Here is a 20,231-nt window from a genome sequence, read left to right as displayed (position 1 = left end):
ACAAAGCAGTAACACTATTGAAGATTAAATAGAAACTAACTGTACAAATGAATTTTAAACTAAAACTAATGCTCTCGATAGCTTTCCTTGCTGGTTTGCTATCTTATGCTCAGGATACCTATACCCTAACCGGTACGGTTTCTGATGCCAGTAACATTCCAATTCCTGGTGCCACAATTATTGTAGCCAATACAACAAGGGGTGCTGCTACCGATTTTGATGGAAATTTTAGCATTCAAGTTGCTAAAGGAGATGTCTTAAATATTTCTTATTTGGGTTATAAGCCCCAATCCATAACCATTGCTAATCAACAATCTTTAGACATTGTGATGCAAGAAGATACCAATCAGCTAGATGAGGTGGTAATTGTAGGTTATGGTTCCCGTAAAAAAGTACACTTAACCGGAGCGGTATCGCAAGTGGTTAATGAAGATTTGGACCAAATTGCCGTTGCAAGGGTAGACGATGCTCTAGTTGGGCAAATAGCAGGTGTAAATATTTCGGCTACTGAAGGTGAAGCTGGATCCGCCCCAACTATTAGAATTAGGGGTGTTGGCTCTTTAAATGGCGATTCTGCGCCTTTGGTAGTGGTAGATGGTCTGCCGGTAGATAGCGATTTTCTTGGTAATCTTGATATGAACGAAGTACAAAGCTTTGATGTTTTAAAAGATGCTGCTTCTTCTGCAATCTACGGATCTAGAGGTGCAAATGGGGTAATCTTAATTACAACCAAACAAGGTAAAGAAGGTAAGACTAAATTTAGCTATAACGGTTATACCGGTTTTAAAGAAGCTAAGCAAAGTGATGCCTATTACTTTTCTATAGCAGAGACTGCTGCTGCAGAACAAGCTGCAACAGGCGGATTGTCAGATAGAACTAGATATAAGCAATTAATTGGTATTGATCGCGATTGGCAAGATGTGATTTTTGACGGAGGTAAAATAGAAAGTCATTCTTTAAGTGCAAGAGGAGGAAGCGAAAACACTAAGTTTAGTGCCTCTCTTGGGTATTTGCATGACGAGGGTGTTTTGCTTACAGACGATTACAAACGTTATAATATGCGTTTAAAAGTAGATACCAATATTGGGGACAATGTAAAGTTAGGTGCCAATATAGCTCCTTCTTATTCTAGAAGAAGACGCTTTGATGGTTCTACCCACGATATTTTAAGGCAAACACCATGGTTGCCAGTTTATCATGATAACAATACCATCCAATACGTGGATAGAGATGTATATCCAGATGTTCAAGTTGGGGATTATGCTTTGCAACGCCACTTTGATAATTATGATTTGTATGGTGATGGTAGTACCTTGGTAGACATTTCTAATACTTCTAATACAAACCCAGCGGCAAAAGTTTTAGAAAGAGACCGTAACGATTATAAATTCAAGATTGCCGGTAGTGTTTATGGACAATTTAAATTAGCTGATGGTCTTAATTTTAGGGCTGTATTATCTGGTGATTATCAGAACACTTTTAGGGATAGATGGCAGGGGGTAGAATCCAATAGAAATGGGGCTTCTGCTGCAAGTTATAATGTTAGTAATGAAAATAGATTTCATATAGTTTCTGAAAATTATTTTACCTATGATAAGGTACTAGGTAAGCATGATATCTCTGCAATAGCCGGTCTTTCTGGCGAAAAGTGGGAATGGCAGGGAGATAGTTCCGCAGGTACGGGGTATACATCAGATTTATTAAGAACCCTAAGTGCCGCAACAGTTTTATCCTCCATTGGGTCATTTAAATTAGACGAAAGATTTCAATCTTATTTTGGCAGGGTAAACTATGCTTTTGATAATAAGTATCTAGCTTCTGTAAGTTATAGAAGAGATGGTAGTTCCATTTTTGGGGTAGACAAGAAATTTGGCGATTTCCCGGCTGCTTCTTTAGGATGGCGGGTATCAGAAGAAAATTTCTTAAACAGCAGCTCATTGATCAGTAACTTAAAGTTACGTGTTAGTTACGGGTTTACTGGTAATAAGGACATAGATACCGGTAGTGATGTTATAGATCTTTATCCTTCTATTCCTTTATTAGGTACGGGGGTATACAATTCACAAGCAGCTTTTGTGGCATTAAATATTCAGAATCCAACCTTACAGTGGGAACGCTTGGAAGAATTTAACCCTGGAGTAGATTTTGGATTTTTTAATGGAGTAATTTCTGGTTCTGTAGATTATTACGAACGTAAATCGGACAAACTACTATTGTATAATCCGGTTTCTTCAACTACAGGATTTAGCAGTGCCTTGGTAAACCTGGGTCAAGTTAAAAATAGTGGTTGGGAACTAGAGTTGCGTTCCAGAAACGTATCAACGCAAAATTTTAGATGGTCTACTACTGTTTTGGCTTCTATGAACGAAAACGAGCTAACAGACTTTGCAGATGCCAACGGTCAAATCTTAAACGTAGATAGTAAGCGTGCCGCAGAGTGGATAAATTTGGTAGGTAACCCAATTTCATCCTATTATGGATGGGTGGTAGACCGTGATATTCCATTAGAATATTTAAACAACCCATATCACCCAGTTGGTGGCGAGGCACAAGATGTGTATGTAAAAGACCTTAATGGAGATGGTCTTATAGATGATGATGATAAAACCATTCTAGGTAATCCGTACCCAGACTTAATCTGGAGTGTTACCAATGATTTTAAAATTGGTAGCGTAGATGTAAGCTTCCTTTTCCAAGGTAGCCATGGGGCAGAAATCAGGAATATGGGAGATCAGTATATCTTCAACCACTTTAATAGTGCTCAAGATTTTGATCCTGCCATAACACCAGATCAAGGTTTTATTAAGGAGAAAATCTTTACCAATGATATTATTCAAGATGCTTCTTATATCGCTTTAAGAAACGTAAATATCGGGTATAACTTTCCTAAGGATTTAACAGACAAATTGGGCCTTAGTAGCTTTAGATTATACGCAACAGGGCAGAACTTAATGTACTTAACGGCAGATGATTATACTGGTTTTAATCCAGAATCCATCAACGATACAAGTCCAACTACCTATGGTTACCAACGTGCAGGGTCTCCTGTGTTTAGAACAATTTCTATTGGTACCAATATTGAATTTTAAGGTTTAACTAGAAAGAAAATATTAAAATGAGATTTATATATAAATATTTAGGCTTGGCAATGGTTCTTGGAACTTTGGTGGCCTGTGAGAGTGAATTTCTAGAACCCGTTCCAGAATCTGCTATAAGTAGTTTAGGTTATTTTAGTAATGATGACGAGATAGAAACCGGAGTTATTGGCATGTACGATGCCATTCAGGGTATTAACTCTACTAATTTAGATGACAACAGAGGGGTGCAATTAGAGTATTATCTTACCGAAATGCGTAGTGATAATACACGAACCAAAAGTCAGGAGGGCGAAGCAGCTCAATTTGAAGAATTTACGGTTTCTACTGCAAATGGTATTGTAAACAATTATTACAAAAGCTTCTATAATATAATTTACAGGGCAAATTTGGTATTGGCAAATTTGGGTAATGCTTCAGATGCCAAAGCGGCACAATTTGAAGGTGAAGCAAAATTTGTAAGGGCTTATGCCTATTTTAATCTAGTTAGATTGTATGGTGATATTCCATTAGTAGACGGTTTAATAGGTCCTTTGGACAATGAAACGGCATTTACCCGCGTAGCTACCGCTTCAATATATGAGCTAATTGTTTCAGATTTAGAATTTGCCGCAAATAGTTTAAGTAATGGCGAAAAGTTTAGAGCATCAAAAGCGGCTGCGGAAGCCTTGTTGGCCAAGGTACATTTAACATTAGGTAATTATACCGATGCACAGGTTTTATGTGAAAACGTTATGAGTTATGGTTTTACTTTAGAACCTAATTTCAATGATATTTTTTACAATGAAGGCAACAATGAAATAATTTTTGCTATTGCCTACAACCCAGGTATTGAGTCTGATAGTCAGGATTTTTCTGCAGAGTTTATGAACGGTGTGGGTAGAACGGTTGGTGTAAATTATGTTACGGACGAAGCTATTGCTGCCTTAGACGAATTTGGTGGCGATAGAACACAATATTCATATCGCGTGGATCCTTCGCAACCCACCCAAACACAAGTGGTTAAATACTTGCCTAATGGTGAAGACGGGGGTGCAGATGGTAAAACTTTTAGTACGGATGCTACTTTATCTGGTAATGACTGGATCGTAATTAGATATGCAGATGTTTTGTTAATGCACGCGGAAGCTATTTTGGCGGGTGGTCAAGAAACAAGTGCTGCTGCCGCCTTAACTTCTTTTCAGCAAGTTAGGGATAGAGCTGGGCTAACTACTCCGGTAACTTCTATCACAAAAACAGATTTGTTGACCGAAAGAAGGGTAGAGTTGGCTTTTGAAAACCATCGCCTTTTCGATTTAATCCGATTTGGAGTGGCACAAGATGTACTTTCTGCATTTTCTACGGCTAATGGCTATGGGTTTACCGCAACAGATTTATTGTTGCCTATTCCGCAGAACGAGATTAACCTTAGCAAAGGTTTAATGAGTCAAAATCCTGGTTACTAAAATTGAATTTGAAATGAGAAATTTTAAAAATAACATCAAAAATTATATGCTTGCTGGTTTAGCCCTTCTTGGGCTAACGGCCTGCGATTTTGAATACGATATTGCAGAAGAGGGTTCTTTGGCAGATTTAACACCGCCTAGTGCTAGTTTTTCCGCATCGCAAAGCGAAGTAGATTTTCTACAATACAGTTTTGCAAACCAATCTAACAGTGCAACTACCTATGCTTGGGATTTTGGAGATGGCAACACTTCTTCAGAAGTGGATCCTATCAACATTTTTCCGTCAGAAGGAACGTTTACGGTAAGTTTAACCGCGTCTGATGCCTTAGGTGCAACCAGCACTTTTAGTATGGATGTAACGGTGGTAGAACCAGAAGAGCCAGAAGCCATAACACCAGTAGTGCTAGAGGCAGATTTTGAAGATTTGAGTTTGCCAGATGGTACGGGAGACGGTAGGGATTCTTGGCGAAATGATTTTGGTGGGGTTATCCAAATTACCAGTAGCCCTGTTCAATCCGGTAGCCAAGCAGCAAAATTTCCTTCTGCTGGTGATCGTATTGCGTACCAAGCAGATATTGCGGTAACACCAAATACAGATTATGTAATAACATACTATTATACGCTTAAAACTAGTAACCCTGGTACCATTACACTATCTGTTATTGGTGGCGGTATTTCAGATTTATCAGAATTGGACGGAGCCAAATTGGCAGACTTTGTTGGGGATGATCAAACCAGTGCAAATGACTATGTAAAAGTGGATTTACCCTTTAATACAGGCGCCAATGCTAGCATAGCCATTTTAATTACCAACCAAGGAGAAGAGGCTAGGTTAGATAACATTTCCATAGAACCAGTAGCGAATTAATTAGTTAGTTTTTCATGAAATTTTCGGCATTCATACTTAGTCTTTTTTCTTTTACGCTTTGTCAATTGGGTACAGCTCAAGACAATAGTATGGTTTCCAACAATCGCTTAGTCAAGGAAATAAAAAAAGATAAAAAGAAGAAAAGGTATCGTTTGCCGAAAATTGATTTATCACATTGGAAAGTTACTATTCCTTCAGGTAAACCAGATGAGGTAACCTCGCCAGAAATTAAGGCTTATGATACTATAGCCAAGCTAAAGCCTTTTATGTATACGGACTCTACGGATGGATCTATTGTTTTCCATGCCGTGCCTATGCAAACAACAGCTAATACCAAATACTCAAGGTCAGAATTACGGGAGCAAATGGAACCCGGTAAAAATAATGTGAATTGGACCTTTGCAGAAGGTGGCACTTTAAGTGGTACACTAAAAATGGATGCGGTTTCCAAAGGCTCAGATGGTAAATATCATAAGGTAATCATCATGCAGATACATGGTAGATTAACCAATGAACAAAGAGACAAAATTGGTCAAAAGGATAATAACGCGCCCCCTATTTTAAAAATTTATTGGGATAACGGAAAAATTCGTGTTAAGACCAAAGTATTAAAGATTAAAGGACTTAATGGAGATGCACTTTTACACGAGAGTGTTTGGGGAGACGATGAAGGCCGCAACTTTGAAGAAAAAGTAAATTTTGATAAGTTTAGATTGGAAGTAAACGTCTCCGATGGTAAGATGGTAGTATCCCTAAACCAGAATGAATTTTTTGTGTATGACGATGTCAATATTAGAAAATGGGGAATTTTTGAAAATTACTTCAAGGCAGGCAATTACTTACAAACTAGAGACGATGGGGCTTTTGCCAAGGTTAAATATTACAAGTTAAAAGTTACGCATTAGTATGAAATGGTTTATTACATTTAGGATGCTTATTATACAATCGGTTGTTACTTTTTTACTAGCAAGTGCTTGTGGTAAGGATACGGCAAACACACAGGAAGAAGTTGTAACAACAGATGATGGTTTAGCTGTTAGCAATCCAGAACCTACGGTTGATGAAGCAACTTATAAGCTGCCAAATATTGATTTGAACAATTGGAAGGTTACTTTGCCCGTGGCCAAAGAAAACGGAAAACCATTAGAGGTTGCGCCTCCCGAAATTGTAGATTATGCTATAGATGAACGGCTACTCCCTTTTATGTATAATGATTCTACAGATGGGGCTTTGGTATTCTATACTTTTCCAGGGGCTTCTACCGCAAATAGTTCTTATTCTAGAACCGAGTTGCGAGAACAAATGGAGCCGGGAAGCAATACTACAAATTGGACATTTGCAGAAGGCGGAGAAATGGAAGGAACTTTAGCTGTTCCAGAAATCTCGGAAGATGCAAATGGCAAACCTTACCGTACAATTGTAATGCAAATACATGGTAGGTTAAGCAACGAACAACGCAATTTAATCGGAGAGGATGATAATAATGCCCCTCCAGTATTGAAGATTTATTGGGCAAATGAGAAAATAAGGGTTCACACCAAAATATTAAAAGATACTACGGCATCAGATGAAGCTATTCTCCATATCACCGCTTGGACAGATTCTGTTCGTGAGTTTTCTGAAGTGGTAGGTAAGAATAAGTTCAGTCTAAAAATAAAAGCTACTGAAGCTAGGTTAGAAGTAAGCCTAAATAACTCAGAAACGTTTGTATATCAAGATGTGCATATGCGTAGATGGGGCATATTTGAAAATTACTTTAAAGCTGGTAATTATTTTACTAGCAAAGAAGAGAATACCAGTGCAACCGTTAAGTATTATGCATTGGAGGTAAGGCATTAAAATAGGTTTGAGTTAGTTTAGTTAAGAGAGGTCTTAAGCTGTTGTTTAACAACGTTTTGGACAACAGCTTTTTAAGGCTTTCGGTTAATTAAAAATTAATATGAATTATTGTTTTGTTGCTGTTTTAAAATGTGTAATTTTAACAAACCAATCTGGTTAACCAATTTTAATTCGGATGGCTTATGAGAATGGAAATACTTACAAAAGGGGATAATGAAGGGGTTCAAAAGGATATCATTGAAAAGTTAAGAGACTTAATAGATTATAAGAATTTAGAGCCAGGAGATAAACTTCCTTCTGAACGTATGCTTTCTGAAAAATTTGGTGTTAGCAGGAGTAACGTACGGGAGGCCATACAAAAATTGGAATTCTTTGGAATTTTGAAATCCAAGCCACAAAGTGGCACCTTTATAGCCAATATTGGGCAAATTGCCATGAAAGGCATGTTGGAAGATATTTTGGAATTGGAAGACCCTGGTTTCAAGTCGTTGGTAGAAACACGTATTTTATTAGAGCTAAAGACCGTGAAATTGGCATCTTTAAGAAGAACGGAAGAAGACTTACAGAAGATAAGAGAAACGTTGGATGCTTATAAAGAAAAGGTGTTGAATGGTAAAGATGCGGTACAAGAAGATTTACTATTTCACTTGGCCATTGCCAAAGCCAGTAAAAATAGTACCATGAATACGTTCATGTTAATTATAACCCCTGAGATAATCACCAATTTTGAGAAATATCATGTTTGTGATAGTGATCAATCTTTTATGGGTATACAAGAGCACGAGGATATTTTTGAAGCTATAAAAAAGCAAGATCCACAGTTGGCTAGAGAAAAAATGAAGGTACATTTTAAAACGTTGTACCAATACTGTTACAATACGTAATTAAAGTATGATGTCCATAAGGTTGTATTGCACGCTACAACTTTATAGACTATTAAATAGGAGGGAAGTAAAACTTACTACACATATGAAGGTGCGTTCCAAGCATCGTTAATACGCATATTGTCTAAGTTTTATGTAAAACCGGATGGTTATGACAAATAGTTGTAACATTCTGGACAGACTTTTAATTGTTTAAAAACAAGGAATATGAGATTTAAAGGATTACGGTGGTGGGTGGTAGGATTGGTAGCTTTAGCCGCAATCATAAACTACATAGATAGGCAGGCTTTTGGAGCACTATGGCCAGATATTGCAAAAGAATTATTTCCTGAAATGGATGGGGACGGGCATAAAGCTATTTATGGTTCTATTTCTACGGTATTTATACTATCCTATGCCGCAGGTCAAGGTTTATTTGGTAAAATCTTTGATTGGATTGGCACGCGTTTAGGCTTTGCATTATCCATTGCGGTTTGGTCCATTGCTACTATTTTACACGCGGTAGCACAAGGTTTGTATAGCTTTTCCATTTTTAGGTCTATTCTAGGATTGGCAGAAGCGGGCAATTGGCCAGGGGCAGCTAAAGCAAATGCAGAATGGTTCCCCACTAAAGAGCGTGCTTTTGCCCAGGGAATCTTTAATTCAGGAGCGGCAATTGGGGGGATCGTTGCGTATCCTATCATAGGAATATTGGCAGATTTTTTATCGTGGAAATCTATTTTTATTGTGGTTGGTCTATTAGGTCTTTTATGGTTGTTGCCTTGGTTGTTTATAGTTAAGGGAACCCCTAAAAAGCATCCCTGGCTATCAGAAGAGGAAAAAGAATATATCCTTACGGGACAAAAGAATCAGGATTTGGACGGTGACGGAAATTATGATGAAGGCTATAACCCAACTACGGGAAAACTTTTAAAGCATAAAGAAAGTTGGGGTGTAATTATTGCTTCGGCTGCTATAGACCCCATATGGTGGTTATTTATCGTGTGGATTCCCATCTACCTATCAGAAGTATTTGGACTCAACGTAAAAGAAATCGCTTTCTCTGCCTGGTTACCTTATGTTGGTGCCATGTTAGGTGCATGGGCCGGAGGATTACTAGCACAGAATCGTATAACAGCAGGTTGGTCTGTAGACAAGACCAGGAAAATGGTTATAACGTTAGGGTGTTTAATCATGTTACCTTGTTTCTTTCTATTAAAAGCTCCGGGAACGGCTACCAATGCAGTAATTATTATGGCTGTTTTGTTGTTCGGTTTTCAAGTGGCTATCGGGAACATACAAACACTTCCTAGTGATTTATTTAGCGGTAAAATAGTAGGAACGCTTTCAGGTTTTGCCGGTATGGCGGCCAAATTGGGTGCTGCAGGTCTAACGCTCTTGGTAACCTTTATAACCACTGGTGGTAATTATACGCCAGCTTTTATTATTGGTAGCATCTTAGCACTTGTGGCCCTTGCTGCGGTATGGGGTTTATGCCCAAAAATTGCACCACTAAAACCTAGACAATAAATAGTAATTAGATAATAAAAACAAATACATAAAATGAGCAATTCTAACGGAAAAGTAGCAGTAATAACTGGTGCCACAGGAGGTATCGGTTTTCAAGTAGCCAAAAAGTTAGGCCAAGACGGATACACCGTTATCCTTAATGGTATCGAGGACGAAAAAGGTGCCGAAAGAGTAAAAGAATTAGAGGCAGAGGGTATCAAAGCAGAATATTATGGTTTTGATGTTACCAAAGAAGATGCCGTAAACGAAAATATTAAAGCTATTGGCGATAAGTACGGGAAAATAGATGCACTTATCAACAATGCCGGTGGTCTTGGTGGTCGTTCTAGATTTGAAGAAATGACTACGGATTTCTATCGCTTTGTTATGGCATTGAACTTAGATTCTACCTTCTTTGCTTCTAGAGCAGCAATTCCTTACTTAAAAAAGGGAGAGAATGCTTCTATCATTAATTATACGTCAATCGCAGGTTGGAATGCTGGTGGGCCAGGTGCAGGTATTTATGGAACATCTAAGGCAGGTGTACATGCTATCACTAGAGCGTTGGCCAAAGATTTGGCAGAATATGGTATTCGTGTAAACGCAGTATCTCCAGGTACGATAGATACCCCATTCCACACACAAATAAAATCAACCAAACCAGAAGTATTCGCTTCTTGGAAGAATAATATTTTACTAGGTAGATTAGGACAACCAGAAGATGTAGCTTCTGTAGTTTCTTTCTTAGTGAGTGACAATGCTGCCTTTTTAACGGCAGAGACCATCCAAGTAGGTGGTGGACAAGGATTAGGAATCTAATAAAATTTAAAAATGGGTAAGCTAGAAGGAAAAATTGCAGTGGTAACCGGTGGTTCTAGAGATATTGGTAGGGCTATCGCTATAAAATTAGCCAAAGAAGGCGCTCACGTGGCGGTAAACTACCTTAATTCAGAAAAAGGGGCTAATGAAACCGTTGCAGCGATTAAAGCATTGGGTAAAAAGGCAATTGCCGTAAAAGCAGACGTATCTAAACTAGAAGATATTCAACACCTAAAAGCAGCAGTAACCAAAGCTTTTGGAGAAAAAGTAGATATTTTGGTGAACAATGCTGGCGGATTATTTGCTCGCAAGACTTTACAAGAGTTTGATGAGGAGTTTTACGATTTAGTAATGAACGTCAACTTTAAATCTACGGTATTTGTTTCCCAAGCCTTTGAGCCTTTAATGGAAAAAGGAGCTTCTATCATCAATATTTCTTCGCAAGCAGCCAGAGACGGTGGCGGTGGTGGCTCTGCTTTGTACAGTTCTTCTAAAGGAGCTGTAACAACATTTACCAGAGCTATGGCCAAAGAATTAGGTCCAAAAGGTATTCGCGTAAATGCGCTTTGTCCGGGCTTAATCGGCACTAAATTTCATGACGATTTTACCAAAGATGAAATTCGCTCTAAAGTAGCATCGGTAACGCCTTTACGCAGAGAAGGGCAAGCCACTGAGGTTGCCGATTTAGTAGCTTACTTGGCTACGGACGATGCCACGTTCGTAACCGGAAATAATATAGATATAAACGGAGGTTTGGCATTTAGCTAAGCTTTCTACAAACAACAAAGCATAACAGTCAATAATGAAAAAAGTAGTAACCTTCGGAGAAATTATGCTCCGTTTGGCCCCTCAAGGGTTTTTAAGATTTTCACAAGCCAACAGTTTTGATGTGGTATATGGCGGTGGCGAGAGCAACGTTGCCGTATCCTTAGCCAATTATGGCGTACCCGTAGATTTTGTAACCCGTTTGCCAAAGAATGATATTGGCCAATGCGCCCTTATGGAAATGCGTAAGCGTGGCGTTGGTACCGATAAAATAGTTTACGGCGGTGACCGTTTAGGTATCTATTTCTTAGAAACTGGAGCGGTTTCTAGAGGCAGTAAAGTAGTGTACGACCGTGCACATTCTGCTATGGCAGAGATAGAAAAAGGCATGGTAGACTGGAAATCGGTTTTTGAAGGCGTAGAATGGTTTCATTGGACAGGGATTACTCCGGCCATTTCCCGAGGTGCCGCAGACGCTTGTTTAGAAGCGGTAAAAGCAGCTAGTGATATGGGTGTTACCATCTCTACCGATTTAAATTACAGGGCTAAACTGTGGAAGTATTGTGATGATGCTAAACGCGAAGAAATAATGGCGGAGCTTACATCCTATTGCGATATCGTTTTGGGGAATGAAGAAGATGCAGAAAAGCATTTTGGTATTAAACCAGAAGGTTTAGATATTACTACTCAAGGAGAACATGTAAAGGCCGAAGCATTTTTATCGGTTTGTGAGCAAATGATGAAGCGTTTTCCACGTGCTAAGAAAGTTATTACCACCTTAAGAGGCTCCCTTTCTGCAAGCCATAACACTTGGGCAGGTGTATTGTATGATGGTAAAACCATGTACAAATCTCCAGAATACCAAATTACACACATTGTAGACCGTGTAGGTGGGGGCGATTCTTTTATGGGTGGTTTAATCTACGGATTATTAAAATACCCAGAAGACGACCAAAACGCCTTGAATTTTGCGGTAGCTGCTTCTTGCTTAAAGCACACTATTAAAGGCGATGCTAATTTGGCTACGGTAGATGAAGTAGAAAAATTAATGAGTGGTGATGCATCCGGAAGGGTGGCTAGATAAAAATGGCATGGCACAGTATTCAAGAATTGAAGTAATACAAGCAATGAAGGACACCGGGATGGTGCCTTTATTCTATCACCCAGATGTAGAATTGGGCAAAAAAGTACTAAAAGCCTGTTATGATGGGGGGGCTCGTTTGTTAGAGTTTACCGCTAGAGGTGATTTTGCTTACGAAGTGTTTTTAGAGCTGAACAAATATGCAATTAAAGAACTTCCGGGAATGATTATGGGTGTTGGTTCCATTACAGATGCAGCAGCTGCTAGCTTGTTTATGCAAATGGGAGCCAACTTTATAGTAACACCGTCTTTAAGAGAAGATATTGCCAAGGTTTGTAACCGTAGAAAAGTACTATGGTCTCCGGGTTGCGGTAGCTTAACAGAAATAAATGCTGCAGAAGAGTTGGGGTGCGAGCTAGTAAAGCTATTCCCAGGTTCTACTTATGGTCCTGGCTTTGTAAAAGCCATTAAGGGTCCACAACCGTGGACAAGTGTAATGCCTACTGGCGGGGTAAGCACAGACAAAGACAATCTAAAAGGTTGGTTTGATGCTGGGGTGACTTGCGTAGGTATGGGGTCTAAACTCATCTCTAAAACTATTTTGGAAAATAAAAATTACGATGGGTTACAGCAATTGGTGGCTTCTACTTTAGAAACTATCAAATCTTTACAATAATATCGGTTTAAATTGAACACGCTACCACCCATTTTTAAGAAGATACTTGGCCTGATTTTAAGTTTCGGGCCGGGTATTTTTGCTATTGGGTATACCATTGGTACCGGTAGCGTAACTTCTATGACTGTTGCGGGCAGCACCTACGGCATGCAATTACTTTGGGTTTTGGTCCTTAGTTGTCTCTTTTCAGGAGTTCTTATTTACGCTTATGGCCAATATGCATTGGTCACTGGAGAAACAGGGTTATTCGCGTTTAGAAGGCATTTAAAATATGGTAAACTCATGGCACTTTTAGTGTTGGTGGGTATTTCTTTTGGGCAATGGAATTCGCTCATGGGTATATTGGGTATTAGCGCCAATATTGTTCAGGAGATTCTTGCCATTTATATACCAGCCGTAAAATCTACCAATGTAAACGTGGTGTTTATCATCGCAGCGGCAATTATTATCACCATGTACTTGCTTTTGCTAAAAGGGAAGTATACGTTTTTTGAAAAAATCTTGGTCATTTTTGTGACCATCATGGGGTTTTCCTTTTTATTTTCTTTATTTCTTGTACATCCATTACCCGTAGAAGTAGTACAAGGACTAATACCTTCAATACCCCAGGTAGAAGGTGGTAAGATGATGGTGGCAGCCTTTGTAGGCACCACTATGGCATCTGCTACTTTTTTATCTAGACCACTATTTATAAAGGGAAAAGGGTGGTCCTTAGCAACTAATGGAGTTCAACAAAAAAAAGATGCTATAATTGCTGCAATTTTGGTGTTTGCTATAAGTGCGGCTATCATGGCTGTTGCTTGCGGCGCACTATACCATGATGGTAAGGGTGTTAAAACAGTAATAGATATGGTTGGCGTTTTGGAGCCTGTTGCGGGCAAATTTGCACTTACTTTGTTCTTTTTCGGTACGTTGAGTGCTGGTTTATCTTCTATTTTTCCTTGTCTGTTAATTGCACCTATTCTTTTGGCAGATTATCAATCGGGCGAATTGGATACAAAATCCAAACAGTTTAAGACAATCACGGCCATAGCTTGCTTATTTGCGTTGATAGGGCCTGCCATTGGTGCAAATGCAATAGAGGTACAAATACTATCTCAGGTATTTAATGTATTTGTGCTACCACTTGTTGTTGCTGGTATTTTGTACTTAATGAACTTTACTGCTGTAATGGCTAAACATCGCCCACATTGGGCACTTAATTTAATTATGGGCGCCGCTTTACTATTTGCCTGTGTTATTTCTTATAATGGTATTGTGGCCTTAGCGCAATACTTTTCCATAATCTAGGGAAGATCGTTGGGTTATTTTAACGGAATACCCCGTAGCCGTTCAAAGTCTTTATATACTTTTTTAACTTTCTCTGGAGAAACTGGCTCAAACTCTTTTCCAATAGGGTGATAGTCTATAAAAAAAATAAGCTTTTTACATGGAATTTGCGGGTGTCTTATAATGTGTAAAGTGCGGTTTGGTTAAAGAAGTCCAAATGCGAATACAAACAAAAAAACCTTCCAAAATTTTGGAAGGTTTTTTGTGGTGACCTGACTGGGGCTCGAACCCAGGACCCTCTCCTTAAAAGGGAGATGCTCTACCAACTGAGCTATCAGGTCTTGCTTTTTTTGATGGCTTAGTGCCTTAAAGCGGGTGCAAATATAAGACGTATTATTAATTAATCAAGAAGAAATAGTAATAAATTTGTCTTTTTATGAATTTTAAAATCATTCAAAATTATGAAAGTGGTCCTTTTAGGATATATGGCTAGTGGTAAATCTACTGTAGGTAAGGAACTTGCGTCTAAAAACAACGTCGTGTTCATAGATTTAGACCAAGAAATAGAAAAGCAAGAAAATTTATCGATTGCTGAAATATTTTCAGAAAAAGGCGAGATTTATTTCAGAAAAAAAGAAACAGCGGTACTAAAAAGGTTTTTACAAGAAGATAAATATATGGTTTTGTCCCTTGGAGGAGGAACTCCCTGTTATGGCAATAATATGCAATTGGTAAATGAATCTAACTACAACTCGTTCTACATAAAACTTTCTATACCGGTAATTGTGGGTAGGTTAACCAACGAAAAAACAACCAGGCCTTTGGTGGCGCAAATAGGAGCGGAAGATTTACCTGAATTTGTGGGTAAGCACCTTTTTGAAAGAAATACGTTTTATCAGCAAGCAGAACATACCATAATAGCAGATTCCTTGACCGTTGAAGAAACCGTGGCGAAAATAGAAGAATTGGTTTAATCTAGATAAACCGCTTCTTCTTTTTGGTCAAATTCTACACGTACATGTTCATTTAAAGAAGTAGATAAGGATATACCTTTATAATCTGCTTTTACCGGAAATTTTTTATGGTTACGGTTAACCAATACGGCAGTTTTTAATTGTTTTAAAGGGGTTTTGATAAAATGGTGAACCCCATAGATAAGTGTAGACCCAGAATTAAGTACATCGTCTACCAAAACAACAGATTTGTTGGTGTACTCTTCTAATTTAAGCGATGTGGTTACTCCGCTTTTTAACGGATTGGTTTTATCCATGGAAACCTTACAGAGTATTATTTTACTTTCTGTAATCTTTTTTAGATGGGTAATAATTTTTTTTGCAAAAACAAGTCCGCCACCTTCTATACCAGCAATAATAATTTCTGGCGCATCAATATTAGCTTCTAAAATTTGATAGGCAATACGTTCAATTTTACGTTGAATTTGACGGTGAGATAAAATTCTATTCTCCATACTTAGTTTTGTTTCCGTTTTTCAAAGATAAAGAAGAGCTCCTTATTGGCTCTAGGGCTTATAGAATTATAAGCGGTTTCTAAAACCCTTAAATCAAAAAAATCTTTAAATAATAATTCGTATTCGATTTTACTACCTCCAAAAGGGGGACCTTCTTTTTCAAATTCCACATTAAAAAATAGACCTACCAATTTACCCTTATCTTTAAGTAAATTAGACATTTTTGAGACATACTGACTTCTAAGTTCTGGATTTAGCGCGCAAAAAAATGTCTGTTCTAAAATTAAATCATAATCTTCCTCTACTAAATCAAAGAAATTTCCTTGTTTTAATTGGGTGGGGGGGAAACCAGATTTTTTTAAACGCAGTAAGGGTTGTTCTGCTAAATCTATAACCGTAACGTTCTTAAAGCCTTTATTTAATAAGTAAAGGGCTTCATGCCCGTAACCGGCACCAGGAATTAGAATTTTAAGTTGTTTGTTTTCTAATTGGTCTATATAAGTCTTTAACGGTGTAGATATAGTACCAACATCCCAACCAGTACGTTCTTCCCTATACCTATTTTCCCAAAATTCTTTATTCAGATTCATCTAGATAGTCGTCAATATCCCTACGGTCTTTTTTGGTGGGTCTTCCCAAACCTTTTTTGCGGTAATGGTCTTTTGCGTATTGTAACAACTCATTATGTTCAAACGCTTCTTGCGGTGTGGTATCTTTTCTATAAATATTCACCAATTTGGCGCCAACTCGGCTTTCAGGTAAGTCTAAAACCTGTAATTGATAATCAATTTGGTTTTTGCGTACCACAATATTATCCATAGGATAAACTTCCCTAGATGGTTTAACCGCGCTACCATTAATTTTAATTTGCCCTTTTTTACATGCATTTGTTGCTATGTTACGGGTTTTAAAATAACGTGTACACCATAAATATTTGTCAATCCGCATTTATCCTTAAAGTTTCTTAATGGCAAAGAACAAAAATAACGGAAAATCGTATCTTGCGCAGCCTATAACCAAAACTATTTAAATGAATAGGATATTATTGATTTTAGGGATTGCCTTAACGGTAATTGCCTGTAATAATGATGATGATACAAATGTAATTGCGGTACCTGTTAAAACACTAACAGAGGTAGTTGCGGAAAATGAAGTTGAAATAGCAGATTATTTAGCTACGCACACCTACAATTACGAAGATTTTGAAGGAGGGGCAACAGATGCTACAATTACCATACAGGAACTTACCGGAGATAATGCAGGTAAAACACCACTTGCAGATTTAATGCAAACGGTGAACATAAACGTATCCTCTTCGCATTTTGGCTTAGAAGAAGAGGAGAATGACGTTTCTCATAAACTATATTATTTAGAAGTTGTAGAAGGCGGTGGAGTAAACCCTACCTATGCAGATTCTACTTTATTAAAGTACGAAGGTATGTTGTTGAACGGAACAAAATTTGATGCCTCAAACGAATTTACCTGGCTAGAATTACCATTTACGGTAAGAGGTTTTGCCAATGGTGCCGCACAATTTAAAACCGGTACAACAGACGGTATTGTAGATAATCCGGATGGTACTACCAATATTTCTAATAGTGGAAAAGGAATAGTAATTATGCCAGCTGGTTTGGCTTACTTTTTATCTAACAATACTATTCCCAGTTATGCCCCACTTGTATTTACCTTAGAGATAGGTTTAACTGTGGAAGATACGGATACAGATAGGGATGGTATTCCTAATTTAATGGAAGACCTAAATGGTAATGGTTATATGTTTGATGACAATACGGATGCCGACTTAGAGCAACAAAATTTCACTACTGCTACACCTAACTTTAGGGATTCTGATGATGATGGGGACGGAACCGGTACTAGAGATGAAATAGTTATAGATGCAAATGGAAATATAACCTTGACCGATTCTAATAATGACGGTGTTCCGGATTACTTGGATCCAGATACTTTCTAGACAAAAGGTTTATTTAAAGCTTATATAAATAAAAAGCCCTGCGTTTGCAGGGCTTTTTTAATTCTCTATTCTGTTATTTGTTTAGGTTGAAGCATTACAGCTTTAAACTTAAACTTAAGATAAGTTGATCAGGTCGTGTGTCTACTCTATCATTTTGCAAGGAAGTTAAATTGGTATTTATGAAGTTAACTTCATTTTCCGTAAAACCTCTTTCGTATCTTAAATCAATACCAAGTTTACCAATGTTAACACCAGCGCCAATATTCATGCCCACGGTAAACTCATTTTCAATATCATTAACCGTAACTCCATCGAAATCAGTATCTAAAATATATTGAAAAGATGGGCCAACAAAGGTATGAAGTGGCCCAATAATCTTAAAGCCGACAAGAGCAGGTAAATCTAATTTTTTAATTTTTAAATCACCTTCGTCGTAACCCGATGTTGTGCTGGTATATACTAACTCAGGTCTAAAATATATTCGGTTGCCTAATTTTCCCCAAACACCAAAATGATATCCTGCATTCTTGTCAGGATTTTCATATGCCTGTGCTGCTGAATCAAAATAATCTCCGTTTCCGTTATAATTTAAACCCGCCTTAATTCCAAAGCCAGAACCTGCTTGTGCCATTCCAAAATACCCACATAGGGCAACCGCAATTACTAATAGTGTCTTTTTCATAATGTGTTTTCGTTTATAGATTTACGATGAAAAAGCTAACAAGGATGATACCAAACCCTATTTTCTTTTCAACACATTTAAAACGGCTTGCTCAATAGCTTTATTGTTAAGGCCGTATTTCTCCATTAGTTGTTCTGGTGTGCCACTTTCTCCAAAAGAGTCTTTAACAGCAACAAACTCTTGTGGTGTAGGTAACTGCATGGCTAGGGTTCTAGCAACACTTTCTCCTAATCCGCCTAAATAATTATGCTCTTCTGCAGTAACCACACAACCAGTTTTTTTAACAGATTTTATGATTGCTTCCTCATCTAATGGTTTAATTGTATGTATGTTTATTACTTCGCAAGAAATTCCTTGGTTTTCTAAGTTTTCTGCAGCTATCAATGCTTCCCAAACCAAATGGCCGGTTGCTAAAATGGTAACATCAGAACCTTCGCTCAACATTAGCGCCTTACCAATTTCAAATTTTTGGTCTACTGGGGTAAAGTTAGCAACTTTTGGTCTTCCAAAACGCAGGTATACCGGGCCTTGGTGTTCTGCTATGGCAATAGTAGCTGCTTTGGTTTGGTTAAAATCACATGGATTAATTACCGTCATGCCCGGTAGCATTTTCATTAAACCAATGTCTTCTAAAATTTGGTGGGTTGCGCCGTCTTCTCCTAAAGTTACACCAGCATGACTGGCACATATTTTTACGTTTTTGCCAGAATAAGCTACAGACTGTCTTATTTGATCATAAACCCTACCTGTGGCAAAATTTGCAAAAGAAGTAGCAAATGGAATTTTACCACCAATGGTAAGTCCTGCAGACATACCAATCATATTTGCCTCTGCTATACCTACTTGAAAAAAACGTTCTGGATTTTCTTTAATAAAGGTGTCTATTTTTAAAGAACCTATTAAGTCTGCACAAAGGGTAACTACGTTAGGGTTTGTTCTTCCAAGTTCCGTCATTCCGGCACCAAAACCACTTCTAGTATCTTGTTTGCCTTGATCTGTATATTTTGTCATTGTCTTGTGTTCTATAAATTAATAATCCCCTAAAGTTTCTGGATTTTGCGCTAATGCCGTTGCCAATTGTTCGTCATTTGGAGCTTTACCGTGCCATGCGTGGGTGTGCATCATAAAATCTACACCGTTCCCCATCATTGTATTCATTACAATGCAAACTGGCTTGCCTTTACCGCTTAAGGTTTTAGCTTTTTGTAAACCGGCAATAACTTGTTCTAAATTATTACCATCTTCAATTTCCATAACTTCCCAACCAAATACACGGAATTTTTCACCAATATCTCCTAGCGCCATTACTTCGCTGGTTGGGCCATCTATTTGTTGGCCGTTTCTGTCTATGGTAGCAATTAAGTTGTCTACCTTTTTACTGCCCGCATACATGATTGCTTCCCAGTTCTGGCCTTCTTGTAGTTCACCATCGCCATGTAAACTAAAAACCAATTTATTGTCCCCGTTCAATTTTTTGGCTTCAGCAGCACCAATAGCAACAGACATACCTTGCCCTAATGAGCCAGATGCAATACGAATGCCCGGTAGACCTTCATGAGTTGTAGGGTGTCCTTGCAACCTAGAATTAATTAGTCTAAAAGTACTTAGCTCTTTTACAGGAAAGTATCCTCTTCTAGCTAAAACGCTATAAAAAACAGGAGAAATGTGGCCATTGGATAAGAAGAACAAATCTTCATCTTTACCATCCATATCAAACCCATCTTTTAACTCCATTACCTCGTTGTATAAGGCAACAAAAAATTCCGTACATCCTAGAGAACCTCCGGGGTGGCCAGAGTTTACTTTGTGTACCATTCTTAAGATATCTCTTCTTACTTGGAATACTAAATCCTGTAATTCTTTTGTGTTAGGCATTGTTA

General features: G+C 38.1%; 20 protein-coding genes and 1 tRNA gene. 14 read left to right on the top strand and 7 right to left on the bottom strand.

Features of this window, described 5'->3' with window-relative positions:
* The first annotated feature begins 47 nt into the window (after nt 1–47).
* The 12 genes from ACXAGS_RS13535 (at nt 48) to ACXAGS_RS13480 (ending at nt 14,250) form a co-directional block, all read left to right on the top strand.
* The gene (locus tag ACXAGS_RS13535; RefSeq protein ID WP_474907485.1) at nt 48–3,089 is read left to right on the top strand and encodes a SusC/RagA family TonB-linked outer membrane protein; all 3,042 of its coding nucleotides are present in this window, start codon (nt 48–50) and stop codon (nt 3,087–3,089) included.
* Nucleotides 3,090–3,115: 26 nt separating this feature from the next.
* On the top strand, nt 3,116–4,540 hold the full coding sequence (locus ACXAGS_RS13530) for a RagB/SusD family nutrient uptake outer membrane protein (protein ID WP_474907483.1): 1,425 nt from the start codon (nt 3,116–3,118) through the stop codon (nt 4,538–4,540).
* Between the two features lie 13 nt (nt 4,541–4,553).
* The gene (locus ACXAGS_RS13525) at nt 4,554–5,408 is read left to right on the top strand and encodes a PKD domain-containing protein (RefSeq protein WP_474907482.1); all 855 of its coding nucleotides are present in this window, start codon (nt 4,554–4,556) and stop codon (nt 5,406–5,408) included.
* Between the two features lie 14 nt (nt 5,409–5,422).
* Complete coding sequence (locus ACXAGS_RS13520; protein ID WP_474907480.1) at nt 5,423–6,313, top strand: polysaccharide lyase family 7 protein; 891 nt, start codon at nt 5,423–5,425, stop codon at nt 6,311–6,313.
* A 1-nt stretch (nt 6,314) separates the two neighbouring features.
* The gene (locus ACXAGS_RS13515) at nt 6,315–7,247 is read left to right on the top strand and encodes a polysaccharide lyase family 7 protein (protein ID WP_474907478.1); all 933 of its coding nucleotides are present in this window, start codon (nt 6,315–6,317) and stop codon (nt 7,245–7,247) included.
* A gap of 182 nt (nt 7,248–7,429) precedes the next feature.
* A complete protein-coding gene (locus tag ACXAGS_RS13510) occupies nt 7,430–8,131 on the top strand; it encodes a FadR/GntR family transcriptional regulator (protein WP_474907476.1) in 702 nt (233 codons plus the stop codon).
* A gap of 207 nt (nt 8,132–8,338) precedes the next feature.
* Nucleotides 8,339–9,640 (top strand): MFS transporter, encoded by a 1,302-nt coding sequence (locus tag ACXAGS_RS13505; RefSeq protein WP_474907475.1) that lies wholly within the window; start codon nt 8,339–8,341, stop codon nt 9,638–9,640.
* Nucleotides 9,641–9,673: 33 nt separating this feature from the next.
* Nucleotides 9,674–10,438, top strand: coding sequence for an SDR family NAD(P)-dependent oxidoreductase (locus ACXAGS_RS13500; RefSeq protein ID WP_010519995.1), 765 nt, complete (start codon nt 9,674–9,676; stop codon nt 10,436–10,438).
* A 12-nt stretch (nt 10,439–10,450) separates the two neighbouring features.
* Nucleotides 10,451–11,206: an SDR family NAD(P)-dependent oxidoreductase gene (locus ACXAGS_RS13495; RefSeq protein WP_474907473.1), complete on the top strand. Its 756-nt coding sequence runs from the start codon at nt 10,451–10,453 to the stop codon at nt 11,204–11,206.
* A gap of 34 nt (nt 11,207–11,240) precedes the next feature.
* Complete coding sequence (locus ACXAGS_RS13490) at nt 11,241–12,287, top strand: PfkB family carbohydrate kinase (protein ID WP_474907472.1); 1,047 nt, start codon at nt 11,241–11,243, stop codon at nt 12,285–12,287.
* Between the two features lie 7 nt (nt 12,288–12,294).
* A complete protein-coding gene (locus ACXAGS_RS13485) occupies nt 12,295–12,960 on the top strand; it encodes a bifunctional 4-hydroxy-2-oxoglutarate aldolase/2-dehydro-3-deoxy-phosphogluconate aldolase (protein WP_474907470.1) in 666 nt (221 codons plus the stop codon).
* Nucleotides 12,961–12,972: 12 nt separating this feature from the next.
* Nucleotides 12,973–14,250: an Nramp family divalent metal transporter gene (locus tag ACXAGS_RS13480; protein ID WP_474907468.1), complete on the top strand. Its 1,278-nt coding sequence runs from the start codon at nt 12,973–12,975 to the stop codon at nt 14,248–14,250.
* Nucleotides 14,251–14,494: 244 nt separating this feature from the next.
* Here ACXAGS_RS13480 and ACXAGS_RS13475 read toward each other — a convergent pair.
* Nucleotides 14,495–14,570, bottom strand: a tRNA-Lys gene (locus ACXAGS_RS13475).
* 120 nt (nt 14,571–14,690) lie between these two features.
* Here ACXAGS_RS13475 and ACXAGS_RS13470 point away from each other — a divergent pair.
* Entirely contained in the window at nt 14,691–15,203 is a 513-nt protein-coding gene (locus ACXAGS_RS13470; RefSeq protein ID WP_474907466.1) for a shikimate kinase, read from the top strand.
* Here ACXAGS_RS13470 and ACXAGS_RS13465 read toward each other — a convergent pair.
* The 3 genes from ACXAGS_RS13465 to ACXAGS_RS13455 are packed head-to-tail and all read right to left on the bottom strand — an operon-like array spanning nt 15,200 to nt 16,645.
* A complete protein-coding gene (locus tag ACXAGS_RS13465; protein ID WP_474907464.1) occupies nt 15,200–15,697 on the bottom strand; it encodes a phosphoribosyltransferase family protein in 498 nt (165 codons plus the stop codon). The two genes, ACXAGS_RS13470 and ACXAGS_RS13465, sit on opposite strands and share 4 nt — an antisense overlap.
* A gap of 2 nt (nt 15,698–15,699) precedes the next feature.
* Entirely contained in the window at nt 15,700–16,287 is a 588-nt protein-coding gene (locus tag ACXAGS_RS13460; protein ID WP_474907462.1) for a methyltransferase domain-containing protein, read from the bottom strand.
* Nucleotides 16,274–16,645, bottom strand: coding sequence for an RNA-binding S4 domain-containing protein (locus tag ACXAGS_RS13455; RefSeq protein WP_474907461.1), 372 nt, complete (start codon nt 16,643–16,645; stop codon nt 16,274–16,276). Before ACXAGS_RS13455 ends, ACXAGS_RS13460 begins: the two co-directional genes overlap by 14 nt.
* An 82-nt stretch (nt 16,646–16,727) precedes the next feature.
* Here ACXAGS_RS13455 and ACXAGS_RS13450 point away from each other — a divergent pair, with 82 nt between their 5' ends.
* Nucleotides 16,728–17,669 (top strand): FKBP-type peptidyl-prolyl cis-trans isomerase, encoded by a 942-nt coding sequence (locus ACXAGS_RS13450; protein ID WP_474907459.1) that lies wholly within the window; start codon nt 16,728–16,730, stop codon nt 17,667–17,669.
* 94 nt (nt 17,670–17,763) lie between these two features.
* On the opposite strand, the gene ACXAGS_RS13445 is transcribed toward ACXAGS_RS13450, so the two are convergent.
* The 3 genes from ACXAGS_RS13445 to ACXAGS_RS13435 are packed head-to-tail and all read right to left on the bottom strand — an operon-like array spanning nt 17,764 to nt 20,226.
* A complete protein-coding gene (locus tag ACXAGS_RS13445) occupies nt 17,764–18,351 on the bottom strand; it encodes an outer membrane beta-barrel protein (RefSeq protein ID WP_474907458.1) in 588 nt (195 codons plus the stop codon).
* A gap of 57 nt (nt 18,352–18,408) precedes the next feature.
* Nucleotides 18,409–19,362, bottom strand: coding sequence for a transketolase family protein (locus ACXAGS_RS13440; RefSeq protein WP_474907456.1), 954 nt, complete (start codon nt 19,360–19,362; stop codon nt 18,409–18,411).
* An 18-nt stretch (nt 19,363–19,380) separates the two neighbouring features.
* The gene (locus ACXAGS_RS13435) at nt 19,381–20,226 is read right to left on the bottom strand and encodes a transketolase (protein ID WP_474907454.1); all 846 of its coding nucleotides are present in this window, start codon (nt 20,224–20,226) and stop codon (nt 19,381–19,383) included.
* Nucleotides 20,227–20,231: the final 5 nt, after the last annotated feature.

This window comes from Croceivirga sp. ABH4_376, assembly GCF_056160685.1.
The sequence above is the reverse complement of the archived record's forward strand: the minus strand, read 5'-3'. Positions and strand labels throughout refer to the sequence as shown.

Coding starts and splice junctions, on each gene's coding strand:
- ACXAGS_RS13525 (WP_474907482.1), top strand. CDS start 4,554: ATGAGAAATTTTAAAAATAACATCAAAAATTATATGCTTGCTGGTTTA.
- ACXAGS_RS13440 (WP_474907456.1), bottom strand. CDS start 19,362: ATGACAAAATATACAGATCAAGGCAAACAAGATACTAGAAGTGGTTTT.
- ACXAGS_RS13495 (WP_474907473.1), top strand. CDS start 10,451: ATGGGTAAGCTAGAAGGAAAAATTGCAGTGGTAACCGGTGGTTCTAGA.
- ACXAGS_RS13450 (WP_474907459.1), top strand. CDS start 16,728: ATGAATAGGATATTATTGATTTTAGGGATTGCCTTAACGGTAATTGCC.
- ACXAGS_RS13470 (WP_474907466.1), top strand. CDS start 14,691: ATGAAAGTGGTCCTTTTAGGATATATGGCTAGTGGTAAATCTACTGTA.
- ACXAGS_RS13465 (WP_474907464.1), bottom strand. CDS start 15,697: ATGGAGAATAGAATTTTATCTCACCGTCAAATTCAACGTAAAATTGAA.
- ACXAGS_RS13510 (WP_474907476.1), top strand. CDS start 7,430: ATGAGAATGGAAATACTTACAAAAGGGGATAATGAAGGGGTTCAAAAG.
- ACXAGS_RS13520 (WP_474907480.1), top strand. CDS start 5,423: ATGAAATTTTCGGCATTCATACTTAGTCTTTTTTCTTTTACGCTTTGT.
- ACXAGS_RS13435 (WP_474907454.1), bottom strand. CDS start 20,226: ATGCCTAACACAAAAGAATTACAGGATTTAGTATTCCAAGTAAGAAGA.
- ACXAGS_RS13445 (WP_474907458.1), bottom strand. CDS start 18,351: ATGAAAAAGACACTATTAGTAATTGCGGTTGCCCTATGTGGGTATTTT.
- ACXAGS_RS13460 (WP_474907462.1), bottom strand. CDS start 16,287: ATGAATCTGAATAAAGAATTTTGGGAAAATAGGTATAGGGAAGAACGT.
- ACXAGS_RS13500 (WP_010519995.1), top strand. CDS start 9,674: ATGAGCAATTCTAACGGAAAAGTAGCAGTAATAACTGGTGCCACAGGA.
- ACXAGS_RS13515 (WP_474907478.1), top strand. CDS start 6,315: ATGAAATGGTTTATTACATTTAGGATGCTTATTATACAATCGGTTGTT.
- ACXAGS_RS13485 (WP_474907470.1), top strand. CDS start 12,295: ATGGCACAGTATTCAAGAATTGAAGTAATACAAGCAATGAAGGACACC.
- ACXAGS_RS13490 (WP_474907472.1), top strand. CDS start 11,241: ATGAAAAAAGTAGTAACCTTCGGAGAAATTATGCTCCGTTTGGCCCCT.
- ACXAGS_RS13505 (WP_474907475.1), top strand. CDS start 8,339: ATGAGATTTAAAGGATTACGGTGGTGGGTGGTAGGATTGGTAGCTTTA.
- ACXAGS_RS13535 (WP_474907485.1), top strand. CDS start 48: ATGAATTTTAAACTAAAACTAATGCTCTCGATAGCTTTCCTTGCTGGT.
- ACXAGS_RS13530 (WP_474907483.1), top strand. CDS start 3,116: ATGAGATTTATATATAAATATTTAGGCTTGGCAATGGTTCTTGGAACT.
- ACXAGS_RS13455 (WP_474907461.1), bottom strand. CDS start 16,645: ATGCGGATTGACAAATATTTATGGTGTACACGTTATTTTAAAACCCGT.